This window comes from Marisediminitalea lipolytica (assembly GCF_001758465.1).
Lineage (GTDB): Bacteria > Pseudomonadota > Gammaproteobacteria > Enterobacterales > Alteromonadaceae > Alteromonas > Alteromonas lipolytica.
This window is the reverse complement of the sequence record NZ_MJIC01000004.1, coordinates 40,639-54,239: the sequence shown is the minus strand read 5'-3', so window position 1 is coordinate 54,239 and position 13,601 is coordinate 40,639. Positions and strand designations below refer to the sequence as shown.

Genomic DNA, 13,601 nt, shown 5'->3' with positions numbered 1-13,601 from the left:
TTCATAGCGGATAGTCGTTAATTCGTACCTGTTATGCCGCAATTACTCTAATTTGTAACCTGAAGGCCTGTTGCAGCATTTATCTCAACAACAGGAATCCCCAGAGATTGCAATTGTGGCAGAATCGCCGCTTTATCGCCGACCACCAGAATTTGCAGTTCCTCCGGGGTTAATGTTCGTTCTGCTACCCCATCAATTTCGGCTTTATCGATACTTAACAGAATTCGCTTCTGCGCTTTTTTGTAATTTACCGGCAAATCATGAGCCAGTAACCGACGCAGAAAAGAGGCTTTATCCAGGGGCGTTTCATATTCCAGAGCTTCACTTAAGGTAAAAGCATTCTGCATGTAGCTGAGCTCTTCTGCCGTTATGCCCTGCTCCCGGTATTGACGAATTTCATCCAGCAGTGCAGCAATGCCTGCGCCAGTAAATTGCTGTTTTAAGTCGGCGCTGGCTTCAAACCAACCCAGGGTTTTACCGCCATTAAAAGCCGAAAACGCACCGTACGTGTAACCTTTGTCCTCACGCAAACTTAAATTAATACGGCTGTTAAAATCATCACCTAAGGGAAAATTCATCAACTGAGCCTTAAAGTATTCACCGGTAGCATCATAAGGCAGCGCGCGCTTTACCATTCTGACCAGACTCTGGGTTGTACCGGGCACGTCTACCAGCATGATCTGCTGACCGGGGTACTGCGGGAAGTCGCCATAGTCTGCCAGTGAATAATCCTCGCCCTCCCAGCGATTAAGAAAATCGAAATAACCGGGAATTTGCCCGGGGGTCATATCGCCTACCACCACCACAGTGCCTTTAGCCGGCACATAATAACGCTGATAAAACGCCTTAACATCTGCCAGGGTTATCCGGGATACCGTTTCTACCGTTCCGCCTTCAGGCAGACCAATGCGGTTGTCGCTGCCCCATAGCACCTTACTCTTTATGCGCTCGGCGATAGCGGACGGCTCTTTAGCCTGAGCATTAATATTGTCGATCATCTGCTGTTTAATTCGCTTAAAGTCAGCTTCTTTAAAGGCCGGATTAAACAACTTTTCCTGCATTAATTGTAGGGTTGGTATGAAATGTTCGGTCAGGCTGGACACATTCACCTGGGTATAGCGTCCGCTGCTGGCAAAACTCACCGAGGATCCCATTTTAGCCAGTGCATTTGCCATCTCTTCATTGCTGTAATGCTGAGTTGATTCATTCATCATCATCGCGGTCAGCACCGACAGCCCTGCTTTATCGATAGGATCCAGCAGCATACCGCCGTCTAAATCCAGGGTCACGGTAACCGTTGGGGTTTCATCATTAGTGACTCCTAATACCTGAATACCATTACGAAACTTTAACTGCCAGAAACTGGGAATAGTAACCACCGGCGGTTCACCGGCCTGCGGGACTTCACTGCGGTCAAAAGCCGATTTGATCTCTGTTGTTGTCAGCTCAGCAACGTTATTAGTATCCGGGATGTTTCGCTCAGGTCGCGCCACAGTTGGCGCAGCCACAGCTAATTCAGGCTGAGCTGTAGGTACCACACTGAGGACCACCGCAGCTTTACCCTTAATGTACTGATTAAACACCCGGTATACGTCTTCCTTCGTGACTTCGCTATAGCGTTTAACGTCTTCATTCATCAGGTCTGGCTGGCCAAAAAAGGTTTCGTTATAAGCCAGCGTCGACACTTTACCGCTTACACTTTGTAAACCATAGATGGTGGATGCCTTAATGTTGCCCTTTACCCGCTCAAGGGCGTCTTCATCAAATGGGCGCTGTTCAAACTCATTGAGGATGGTCTGAATGTCCTGGTAAATTGAGGCCAGAGACAAACCTGACTCTGGCGACGTCAGGGCCACCAGGTTAAATTCACAAGCCAGTTCGCTGCAAGGGTGAGAAACGCCAGCCTGCACCACTCTGCCGGTTTTCACCAGTTGCTCATAAAATACCGAAGTCTTGCCGGTCCCCAAAATACTGGCCAGAACGTCCAGAGCAGCTTCATCTTCATGTCGCGCGTACACGGTAGGAAAAACAATCTGCACCAACGGCAGGTGAACATTGTCCTCCAGCGTTATAAAAGTACTTTCTTCCAGTTTTGCCGGGGCCGGAGCCTGCTTATTTACGGCCGGGCCGGCCGGCAACTCAGCGAAGTACTTTTCGATCCAGGCCTTGGTTTGCTGCACATTAATATCACCGCCAATGGAGAGCACGGCATTGTTGGGGCCATACCAGCGTTTGAAGAAGGCTTTGAGGTCGTCAACGTTGACCCGGTCCAAATCCTCAATATAGCCAATAGTGAGCCAGGAATAGGGATGCCCTTCGGGATACAGCACTTCGCCGATGCGCTCGTGGCGACGGGCATAGGGTTGGTTATCGATGCGTTCCGCGCGTTCGTTTTTAACCGTTTCCCGCTGAATTTCAAACTTCGCCTGAGTGACGGCCGGGAGCAGAAACCCCATCCGGTCAGACTCCAGCCACAGCACCTTTTCCAGCTGATTAGCCGGCACCGTTTCATAATAGTTAGTGCGATCCCGATTGGTCGAACCGTTCAGATTGCCACCGGCATCCGTAATCAGCTTAAAGTGCTGCTCATCGGCCACATTTGCCGAGCCCTGAAACATCATATGCTCAAAAAAATGAGCAAAACCGGTTTTACCTGCCTCCTCTCTTGCAGAGCCCACATGGTAAGTAACATCAACATGCACTAGAGGGTCAGAGTGATCTTCATGCAAAATAACGGTAAGTCCATTTTTTAATTGGTATTTCTCATAAGCAATAGAAACAGGCTGTGCTACACTTTGTTGAGGCGCAGATGAGAGATCTGACGTTTGGGTGCAACCATAAATAAGCGGGGCTAGAAACCCCAAAAGGATAAATCTGTACAACATTAGACATTCCGTAATTGATGAAGCTAAGTCCCATAGCGAGAATATACGTTAACTTTTCGTGACAACTTTAACAATAAATATACGGAAAAGGTTATAGTTAATGACTTAACCGGTTATAATTTTCAGTACAATTATTGAGATAACAGGAACTTATGCAAGAACAGCCCATGGTAATAGATTTTGACTTCGGATTACGACAATTAAATGGAAATCGTAGCCTGTTGTACAGGCTGTTACGTAAATTTGCCGCTGAATACCGCACACTGGACGCCCGGTTGCAGGTTATGATGGCCGAAAAGGATATAGCTAATGCGGAAAATCTGGTGCACACGCTTAAGGGTGTATCAGGTAATTTGGGCTGTACTGCCGTTTACCAAACCAGTCGCCTGGTAAACGAAGAACTAAAGCTTGGTAAGCCCGAGCCGTCATCACTCAAGGAGTTGATTGAGCAGCTGAACGAAACCATTCGTGTTATTGAGGAGCTCCCGGATGACAGCCATACTCCGCAGGCATCAGATGCCCCGGCAGACGCTAAACAGCAAACCTTGCAGGCGTTAACCCAGGCACTGCAGCACCACGAATACATCAACGACGACAAACTCAACAAATGGCTCGCTGTTTTAGATTTTGATAATTCCCATCGGCAAAGTCTGATCGATGCCGTCTCCTCGCTGGAATATGATAAGGCGCTGACCATTATTGAAGGTGCCACCGCCTGATGACCGAAGTGATTTTTAATCACTCCGACTTTCTCATCATTAATAAGCCTTGTGGAATAACCATGCACGACGCTCAGGCGGGTGTTGTGCAGCAGGTTCAGTCGGCCCTGGGAGAGAGCGGTTTACATCTGGTACATCGACTTGACGATGGCACTTCAGGTTGTTTGATCCTGGCCAGAAATGCCAGGGCAGCAGCCAATTTTGAGGTTATGTTTCGCCAGCATCAGATCCAAAAATACTATCTGGCACTGGTCGAAAAAAAGCCGAAGAAAAAACAGGGTACCGTTATGGGCGATATGAAAAACCGCCGCAATGGCCAGCATATTTTATTGAAAACAAAAACGAATCCGGCAATTACCCAATTTTTCAGCTATGGCTTTGCTGACGCACCACGTATGATGTTGGTTAAGCCATTAAGTGGCAAGACCCACCAGATCAGGGTGGCAATGAAAAGTCTTGGCAGCCCGATTGTCGGCGATACCCTGTATGGCGCTGCACCTGCCGACAGGTTGTATTTGCATGCCTGGGGACTGGATTTTGACTATCAGGGTGAGTCTGTCAACGTGTTCTGCCAGCCTCCTGCCGGTGAATACTTTTTGCAGCCCCCCATAGCGGACTGGCTGGCTTGTGCGCCAGCGCCACAAACCCTTAACTGGCCCAAAACCAACTTCAAATTCGAGCAGAACAACGTACTATGACAACAACGGTGAATATTCTTGGCAGCGGTGCGATTGGCGGACTATGCGCAGCCGGAGCACAGCTGTCAGGTACGGATTATCGTTTAATCCCGCGAGCAGGCAGCCCGGCACTTACCCACGTAGAACTCATCAACGGTGAGCTGTTATCGCTAACACCCAAACAGACAGAACCTGATCTTTGCAAATCCAATCACAGTGACCTGTTGTTAATCCCACTGAAAGTCACCCAGTTAAAAGAAGCGCTAAAATCCTGGCGACAGCAACTAAGTGCACATACACCAGTGGTGCTTCTGCACAACGGAATGGGTGGAATGGAACTGGCCGAAAAGTACCTGCCAGACAATCCGGTTTACCTGGCGACCACCAGTCATGGCGCGTTAAAAATCGCTCCTGACACAGTGCGGCACACTGGTAAGGGCGAAACCATGTTAGGTTTATCACCAAAGCACCAGGCCAATACACCGCTCAACACCAGTGTTGCTGAAATTCTTAACCGCTGCATTGGCCCGGTCACCTGGCGCGAAGACATCGAAACCGCGCTATGGCAAAAACTCGCGGTAAACTGCGCCATTAATCCTTTAACCGCGCTTAACAACATTCCCAATGGCAAACTCAGCGATAAATCCTACCTGCCAACACTGGAAAAGGTATGCAAGGAAGTATGTAAAGTCGCCGCCGCCTGTAAAGTTGAACTGGACAAACATGCCACCCTCACCCTGGTGTTAAACGTGATTGCGCGCACCGCCGAGAATTTTTCGAGCATGCATCAGGATGTAATAAATAAACGCCCGACAGAAATTGATGGTATCAATGGTTACATCGTCAGGCAGGCAAAGAAAAAGGGTATTGATGTGCCCACCAATACCCTTTTGTTTGAATCGATTAAATCGCTCTAGGCTTACTCTGAATCCTGGGCCTGCACTTCTGGTTTCATGTGCGGGAACAGGATAACGTCTTTGATTGTGGGACTGTCAGTAAACAGCATGGTCAGGCGATCAATACCAATGCCCTCACCCGCAGTCGGTGGCAAACCGTATTCCAGTGCACGGATGTAGTCTTCATCGTAGTGCATCGCTTCATCATCGCCGGCGTCTTTTTCTTCAACCTGCTTACGGAAGCGCTCAGCCTGATCTTCCGGATCGTTCAGCTCGCTGAAACCATTGGCCAGCTCACGTCCACCCACGAAAAACTCAAAGCGATCAGTGATAAACGGATTCGCATCATTACGACGCGCCAGTGGCGAGACTTCCCATGGGTATTCGGTAATAAAGGTAGGTTGTTCCAGTTTTTCTTCAGCAGTCGCTTCAAAGATTTCACACAGATACTTACCAGCACCCCAGATACCGTCAACTTCCGGCTCTTTAATATGCAGTTGCTTGGCCATGGCTTTTAGCTCATCCAGATGTGCTTCCGGGTCACGGATAGCCGCTTCGTTGGCTTCAGGCCAGTACTTCAGGATGGCCTCACCCATGCTTAAGCGATCAAAGGGCTTGCCAAAGTCATAGTGTTTCTCTTCTACCACGTTGCCTTCAGTATCACGCACGGTATTAACCAGCTCAGTGGTACCCAGAATATCTTCGGCCAGGGTACGCAGCATGTCTTCGGTCAGGTTCATCAGATCGTTATAATCTGCATACGCCTGGTAAAATTCCAGCATGGTAAATTCCGGATTATGGCGGGTTGATAAGCCCTCGTTACGGAAGTTACGGTTAATTTCGAACACGCGCTCAAAGCCACCCACAACCAGACGCTTCAGATAAAGCTCTGGTGCAATACGCAGATACATATCGATATCCAGTGAGTTATGGTGAGTCACAAAAGGCTTAGCGGTAGCACCGCCTGGGATCACCTGCAGCATCGGGGTTTCTACCTCGATATAATTACGGGTAGTCAAAAAGTTACGAATACCGTTAACGATTTTGCTGCGCACTACGAAAGTTTCGCGGGTCTTCTCGCTGGTGATCAAATCAACGTAACGCTGGCGATACTTGGTTTCCTGATCGGTCAGGCCGTGGAATTTTTCTGGCAACGGACGCAGTGACTTGGTCAGCAGCTCGTAGCTTGCCATGTTCACATACAGGTCGCCTTTGCCAGACTTATGCAGCGCACCGGCTACGCCGATGATGTCGCCAATATCCAGCGAACCATAGCGTGCTTTAATGTCTTTTTGCGTGTCTTTATCGGCGTAAGCCTGAATTCGTCCGGTCATGTCCTGTAACAGCAGGAAAGGACCACGTTTAGCCATGATACGTCCGGCGATACTGACCTGATTATCCTGCTCAGCCAGGGTCTCTTTGTCCAGTTCACCGTACTGACCTTGCAGTTCTTCGGCGTAATTTTCACGACGAAAGCCATTCGGGAAACCGTTAGCGCGGCAGTTTTCGCGGATAGCGCTTAACTTGGCACGGCGCTCAGCAATCAATTTGTTTTCGTCGAGTTGTTGTTCGCTCATAGTCTGTTCACTTAAAGTTGAGTTACTACAGCCCCGATTTCAGGCTGGCTTCAATAAATTTGTCTAACCCACCGTCCAGAACGGCCTGGGTATTGCGGGTTTCCACACCGGTGCGCAAATCTTTAATGCGCGAATCATCTAGCACGTAAGAACGGATCTGGCTGCCCCAGCCGATGTCAGACTTATTGTCTTCCAAAGCCTGTTTTTCGGCATTTTGCTTTTGCAGTTCAAACTCATAGAGTTTGGCTTTTAACTGCTTCATGGCCTGATCTTTGTTTTTGTGCTGTGACCGATCGTTCTGACACTGGGCCACTATGTTGGTGGGAATGTGGGTAATACGTACCGCAGAATCTGTTCGGTTAACGTGCTGACCACCGGCACCAGAAGCGCGATAGGTATCAATACGTAAATCCGCCGGATTAATTTCGATTTCGATATCGTCATCAATTTCCGGATAAACAAAGGCTGAAGCAAAAGAAGTATGACGTCGGTTACCCGAATCAAACGGCGACTTACGAACCAGGCGGTGAACGCCGGTTTCGGTGCGCAACCAGCCAAAGGCATATTCGCCTTCAAAACGAATGGTGGCACTCTTAATACCGGCAACATCGCCGTCTGAAACCTCGATCAGTTCGGTTTTAAAGCCGTGTTCCTCACCCCAGCGCAAATACATACGCAGCAGCATATTCGCCCAGTCCTGAGCTTCTGTACCGCCAGAACCCGACTGAATATCAAGGTAACAATCGCAGGTATCGTTAGGACCAGCAAACATACGGCGAAACTCCAGCGTCTCCAGCTGTGAGATCAGACCGTCCAGCTCACTTTGGGCTTCAGTAAAGGTTTCTTCGTCTTCGGCTTCAACGGCCAGTTCGACCAGGCCTTCAACATCCTCAGCGCCCTGCTCGAGATTGACGATGGTCTCGACCACCTGTTCCAGGGCAACCTTTTCTTTACCCAGAGCCTGGGCACGCTCTGGCTCATTCCACACATCGGGACTTTCGAGTTCGCGGTTAACTTCTTCTAAGCGCTCTGACTTTACATCAAAGTCAAAGATACCCCCGAAGCGCTGCGGTGCGTTCGCGGATATCGCGGATCGCATTTAGCACAGGGTTTACTTCAAACATAATGACCTTTTTAATGATTCATTTTTCAGGGCCCGGATAGTACCGGATTTGGCTAACTTTTAACAGTCGTTTTGCGTGGACTTAACACCGCCGCGCGGTGTTACGCCTTTAATTTTTCGGCCATGGAGACAACCTGCTGTGCCAGCACAGCCAGTTGTTTTTGCGTTGGCTCATCACACAGCTTACCTGCGGCATCGAGCTTTTCACCCGCTCTGGCCACTGACACCTGTTGCGGTGCCACCACACACATCAGGTTTTGCATCAGCATACGCAGTACCATCAGTACCCGCATTCCGCCCAGCGCACCACCGGAGGCCGCCATCAAACCGACCACTTTGTCTTTGTAGGCCGCCAGAACGGCCTCATCGCCCACTTTGCGAGAGGCCCAGTCAATGGCATTTTTGAGCACCGCAGGATAACTGCTGTTGTATTCAGGGCTCGCTATTAAAAACGCATCATGCTCAATCAGTAATTGCTTAAATGCCTGGGCCCGCTCGGGGACACCATAGTCATCTTCTTCGTCCTGATTGTAAATCGGCATGGCATAATCGGCCAGGTTAATCACCGTCACTTCTGCCCCCGCGTTCCGCGCAGCCTGGGCTGCGCATTCAACAATTGCCTGATTTAACGAGCCGCGCCGGGTGCTGCCGGAAAATGCCAGAACTTTTACCATGATGCCATCCTTCTTAGTCGACGATTGCTGTTGAGCTTAAGTTCAGACTTACATTTTTTCCAGTGTTTCAATACCAAGTAAGTCCAGTCCCAGCCGCAGTTCTTTAGCTACCAGTGCAGACAATGCCAAACGACTGTTGCGAGTAGCTTCTGGTACGTCAGACTTCAGAATCGGGCAGGCCTCGTAGAAACTCATAAAGTGACTGGCAAGGTCGTACAAGTAGCTACATAACACGTGTGGTGTTGCATCACGGGCAACCACACTTAACTGCTCTTCCAGTTGCAGTAATTGTACTGCCAGCGCATGTTCCTGGGCATGTTCGATGACGATATCTGCGGATAACGCTGTCGGCGCGACTTCAGCCTTACGGAACAGGCTTTGCACCCGGGTATAGGCATACTGCAAATACGGCGCGGTATTGCCTTCAAAGCTCAGCATAGTATCCCAGTTAAACACGTAATCGGTGGTCCGGTTTTTACTTAAATCGGCGTATTTCACTGCGCCGATGCCCACTTTACGGGCCACGTCCTTAAGCTCGTCCGCCGTTAAATCCGTATCACGCTCGGCCAGTAATTTACTCGCGCGTTCAACAGCTTCATCTAACAGCTCTACCAGTTTTACGGTACCGCCGGAACGGGTTTTAAAGGGCTTACCATCACTCCCCAGCATCATACCAAAAGGACAGTGCTCATAGGTTTGCTCTGGTTTCATAAAGCCGGCTTTGCGACCCACAATTTCGGTTTGTTTAAAGTGCAGGGCCTGACGGGCATCGGTGAGGATCAGCGTACGGTCTGCGTTGAGTTTACCGCTGCGATAGCGCATGGCCGCTAAATCCGTGGTGGCATATAAATAACCGCCACCGGATTTTTGTACAATATACACCGCCGGCTTGCCTTCTTTGTCGGCCAGTTCAGGAATAAACACCACCTGGGCGCCCTGATCTTCAACCGCAATGCCTTTTTCTTTCAGCTCGGCAACCACATGTGGTAAGTCTTCGTTATAGGCCGATTCGCCCATGATATCCTTACGGGTAAGGCTGACATTGAGCTTTTCGTATACTTCTTCACTGTGAGAGATGGAAACATCGATAAACAAATGCCACAGTTCGGCGCATTGTTGATCGCCGCTTTGCAATTTAACGACGTATTCCCGGGCACGATCGGCAAAACCTTCTTCTTCGTCAAAGCGGACTTTGGCTTCACGGTAAAAGTTTTCAAGATCCGAAAGCGCGGTTTCTGCCACTTCATTGGCACTTAACTTATCGCTAAGATGCGCAAGCAACATACCAAACTGCGTTCCCCAGTCACCCATGTGATTCTGACGAATCACTTTATGGCCAAGAAATTCCAGCAGTTTTACTACAGCATCACCAATAATGGTGGTACGCAGATGCCCCACGTGCATCTCTTTAGCCAGGTTTGGCGACGAATAATCCACCACAATAGTCTGCGCGTTCTGCGCGGGAATACCAGAGCGGGTATCCGCCAGTGCTTGCTGACACTGACTGGCCAGCCATTCGTCGGCCAGATGAATATTAATAAAACCAGGACCGGCAATTTCCAGCTTACTGGCAACATCATCCAGCTTAACGTGCTCGAGAATTTTCTCAGCGATGTCACGAGGCTTTTGTTTAAGTTGCTTAGCCAGCGCCATGGCACCGTTAAACTGATATTCACCAAACTCAGGACGGCCACTGCGCGCCACCGGCACCGGTGCGTCAGTAATGCCCATATCGCTTAAGGCCTGAGAAAAACGGGTAATAAGAAGTGCGTGAATATTCATTGTAATGTCTAGTGCTCGCGAGTCGTTCTAAATTCAATATCGGGGTAGCGTTCCTGAGCTAATGACAGGTTCACCATCGTTGGGGCAACATAGGCTAAGTTGTCACCGCCATCCAGCGCCAGGTTTTGTTCGGCTTTGCGGCGGAATTCATCGAGTTTTTTGTCACTGTCAGAATACACCCAACGCGCCGTGGCTACGCTGACATGTTCGTACAACGCATCAACGTTGTATTCAGCCTTGAGTCGGGCTACTACAACATCAAACTGCAGCACACCCACCGCCCCTACAATCAGGTCGTTGTTGGCCAGCGGACGAAATACCTGAACTGCCCCTTCTTCAGATAACTGAATAAGGCCTTTTTGCAGTTGTTTCATCTTTAACGGATCGCGCAGGCGAATACGTTTAAACAACTCAGGGGCAAAGTTAGGGATACCGGTAAAGCGATAATCATCACCCGAAGAAAAAGTATCACCAATGCGGATTGAGCCATGATTATGCAAACCAATAATATCGCCGGCATAGGCTTCTTCCAGCAGCGAGCGATCGCCAGCCAGGAAAGTCAGTGCATCAGAAATTCGCACATCCTTACCTATCCGGGTGTGGCGCATTTTCATGCCCTTTTCGTACTTGCCCGAGACTATGCGGCAAAAAGCAATACGGTCACGGTGTTTCGGGTCCATGTTGGCCTGAATCTTAAACACAAAACCGCTGAATTTTGGATCCAGTGAATCAACACTTCCCTTGTCAGTTTCGCGACCCTGAGGCTGCGGCGCCCAGGCCACCAGTCCGTCAAGCATGTGGTCCACACCAAAGTTACCCAGTGCAGTACCAAAAAATACCGGGGTAATTTCGCCAGCAAGGAACAGCTCTTCATCAAACTCGTTAGACGCGCCCATCACCAGTTCCAGCTCTTCGCGGAACTCGGCGGCTAAACCTTCACCCACTTCGGCATCCAGCTCCGGATTGTCGAGTCCTTTGATAATACGGACATCCTGAATGGTGTGACCATGACCGGTTTTATACAAAATGGTCTCATCACGGTGCAGGTGATACACTCCTTTAAACTGCTTACCACAGCCAATAGGCCAGGTAATCGGCGCACAAGCGATATTCAGTTCGGTTTCAACCTCGTCCAACAGCTCCATCGGGTCGCGGATATCGCGGTCGAGCTTGTTCATAAACGTGATGATCGGGGTATCACGCAACCGGGTAACTTCCATCAGTTTACGGGTCCGGTCCTCAACACCTTTCGCGGCGTCGATAACCATCAGACAGGAATCTACCGCGGTCAGCGTGCGGTAAGTGTCTTCAGAGAAGTCTTCGTGTCCCGGGGTATCAAGCAGGTTAACCAGGTTATCACCATAGGGAAACTGCATCACCGAGGTGGTTACTGAGATGCCCCGCTCTTTTTCCATTTCCATCCAGTCGGATTTAGCATGCTGGCCAGACTTTTTACCTTTAACGGTACCGGCGGTTTGCAGCGCTTGTCCGTACAACAGCACTTTTTCTGTAATGGTTGTTTTACCGGCATCCGGGTGCGAGATGATCGCAAACGTGCGCCGACGTTTAATTTCTTCTAACAGCTGGGTCATTCAATAAACCTGATTTTTATTCGGGAGTGCTGGCCCTGAGTGTACTTACTGTCATTATGAATACAACGACAATACCCCGGCCTTACGTTTTCGCGGGATTATACGGACTTTTGCGTTTTATTGGTAGTGAAGCGGCGGGGGCAGCGCAGGAAATAACCACTATTTACTGCGCTGCAACAGGTATGGGTGGACTAATGCTGTTCCAGCAAATGTATCACCTGTTCACGTAACACCATTCTCAGAATTTTACCCGCGCCATTGCGCGGAATAGCATCAGTAAGCGTAACATATTTGGGGATTTTATATTTCGCCAGATGCTCGGACAAACTGGCAAGGAAAACGCTTTCGTCGGCAAAGTCGTCTTCATTATAAGGCACCACAAACAAGTGGCCGACTTCTCCCCAGCGTTCATCCGGAACACCAATTAAAGCACAATCTTTTACTGCCGGATGTTTCAGCACAACACCTTCTACCTCAACCGGGTAGACGTTTTCTCCGCCGGAGATAAACATGTCTTTTTTGCGGTCGACAATACGATAAAACCCCGCTTTATTACGAATCGCAATATCACCGGTTTTAAACCAACCATCAGCAGTAAAACATTGTTTGTACACGTTCTCTTGTTGCCAGATTCCAATAAACAGATTGCCGCCTTTGAGCACTATCTCGCCGGCTTCTCCAGCAGCAACATCCGCACCATGATCATCGAGCAAGCGCACCTGGACACGAGGCGTCGCCAGTCCAACACAACCGGCATTTTCATCCAGTAATTGCAAATCAAAAGGCATACCAAAAACGGTACCAGCCTCACTCATACCGTAGCCATCAACAATAGGAATACCGTCTCTCAGCCAGGCCCGGATTTGCACTTCAGGATGAGGGGCTCCGCCGGTCAGTAAGGCTTTAAGGTTTTTTAGCTTACTAACATCAAATTGCTCATGCTGACGGAGCATATTGGCCATTTGAGGTACACAAAAATAATGGGTAATCCCCAGAGATTCATCCGCCAGTCGATTTAACGTGCGAGACGGTTCAAAGGCGTCGGAAATGACCAGACCACCACCGTTATACAGCGCCGGACGAATACAGGTAACCAGCCCGATGACATGGAACATCGGCGTCTCACACAAAAACACACTGTGTTCATTGACCTGCCCCAGTAGCGCTATATTAATGGTGGTTTCCATCAGCGTGGCTTCGCTGTGTATTATCCCTTTTGGCTTCCCGGTTGTCCCTGACGTATACAGGATTAACGATGGCCAGTTAGCATCGTATTCGGGCTGAGCAATATCAGCCCCGGCACAATCACTAAACAGCTGGTTTATGTCATAGTAATTAAACTGCATTTGCGCAGCAGTTTCGTCTGCTATTAATAAAGCCGGCGTGCAGTCGGCCATTAGCGCTCCTAACTCTTCTTTTGCCAGTCGCCAGTTAAGCGGCACAAACAGCAAACCGGCGCGGGCGCAAGCCAGGTGCAATGCCACCAGCTCGGCCCGATTTTTAGATAAACAGGCAACTCTGTCACCCTGCTTTAACTTATTCCCCCAAAGCCAGGTCACCAATTGATTTATCGAGTTGTCAAATTCGGCATACGTCCAACGCCGTTGATGAGTAACATCGTTAATAGCGATACTTCGCGGTCGCAAGCTAGCCTGCAGGGTCACAAAATCCATGTC

General features: G+C 49.4%; 10 protein-coding genes. 3 read left to right on the top strand and 7 right to left on the bottom strand.

The window, feature by feature from the left end; all coding sequences use genetic code 11:
• Positions 1-47: 47 nt before the first annotated feature.
• Positions 48-2,885 (bottom strand): M16 family metallopeptidase, encoded by a 2,838-nt coding sequence (locus BFC17_RS01910; RefSeq protein WP_070174780.1) that lies wholly within the window; start codon positions 2,883-2,885, stop codon positions 48-50.
• 152 nt (positions 2,886-3,037) lie between these two features.
• Here BFC17_RS01910 and BFC17_RS01905 point away from each other — a divergent pair, with 152 nt between their 5' ends.
• The 3 genes from BFC17_RS01905 to BFC17_RS01895 are packed head-to-tail and all read left to right on the top strand — an operon-like array spanning position 3,038 to position 5,198.
• Positions 3,038-3,604 carry an Hpt domain-containing protein gene (locus BFC17_RS01905; RefSeq protein ID WP_070174779.1) on the top strand — a complete coding sequence of 189 codons (567 nt, stop codon included), beginning with the start codon at positions 3,038-3,040 and terminating at the stop codon, positions 3,602-3,604.
• Positions 3,604-4,302 carry a TIGR01621 family pseudouridine synthase gene (locus tag BFC17_RS01900; RefSeq protein ID WP_070174778.1) on the top strand — a complete coding sequence of 233 codons (699 nt, stop codon included), beginning with the start codon at positions 3,604-3,606 and terminating at the stop codon, positions 4,300-4,302. The genes BFC17_RS01905 and BFC17_RS01900 overlap by 1 nt, the downstream gene beginning before the upstream one ends.
• Complete coding sequence (locus BFC17_RS01895; protein WP_070174777.1) at positions 4,299-5,198, top strand: ketopantoate reductase family protein; 900 nt, start codon at positions 4,299-4,301, stop codon at positions 5,196-5,198. The genes BFC17_RS01900 and BFC17_RS01895 overlap by 4 nt, the downstream gene beginning before the upstream one ends.
• 2 nt (positions 5,199-5,200) lie before the next feature.
• Here the strand turns inward: BFC17_RS01895 and lysS are convergent, their stop codons facing one another.
• The 6 genes from lysS to BFC17_RS01865 form a co-directional block, all read right to left on the bottom strand.
• Positions 5,201-6,754, bottom strand: coding sequence for a lysine--tRNA ligase (lysS, locus tag BFC17_RS01890; RefSeq protein WP_070174776.1), 1,554 nt, complete (start codon positions 6,752-6,754; stop codon positions 5,201-5,203).
• A gap of 25 nt (positions 6,755-6,779) precedes the next feature.
• Positions 6,780-7,878 (bottom strand): peptide chain release factor 2 gene (gene prfB, locus BFC17_RS01885; protein WP_139141973.1). Its coding sequence is split into 2 segments (ribosomal slippage): positions 6,780-7,802 and positions 7,804-7,878, totalling 1,098 coding nucleotides; the frame shifts between segments, so codons are not numbered across the junction.
• 100 nt (positions 7,879-7,978) lie between these two features.
• Positions 7,979-8,551, bottom strand: a complete 573-nt coding sequence (locus BFC17_RS01880) for an NADPH-dependent FMN reductase (protein ID WP_070174775.1) — start codon at positions 8,549-8,551, stop codon at positions 7,979-7,981.
• Between the two features lie 48 nt (positions 8,552-8,599).
• Complete coding sequence (gene argS / locus BFC17_RS01875; protein ID WP_070174774.1) at positions 8,600-10,333, bottom strand: arginine--tRNA ligase; 1,734 nt, start codon at positions 10,331-10,333, stop codon at positions 8,600-8,602.
• Between the two features lie 8 nt (positions 10,334-10,341).
• Positions 10,342-11,925: a peptide chain release factor 3 gene (gene prfC, locus BFC17_RS01870; protein WP_070174773.1), complete on the bottom strand. Its 1,584-nt coding sequence runs from the start codon at positions 11,923-11,925 to the stop codon at positions 10,342-10,344.
• Between the two features lie 191 nt (positions 11,926-12,116).
• Positions 12,117-13,598, bottom strand: coding sequence for an AMP-binding protein (locus BFC17_RS01865; protein ID WP_070174772.1), 1,482 nt, complete (start codon positions 13,596-13,598; stop codon positions 12,117-12,119).
• Between the last annotated feature and the right edge of the window lie 3 nt (positions 13,599-13,601).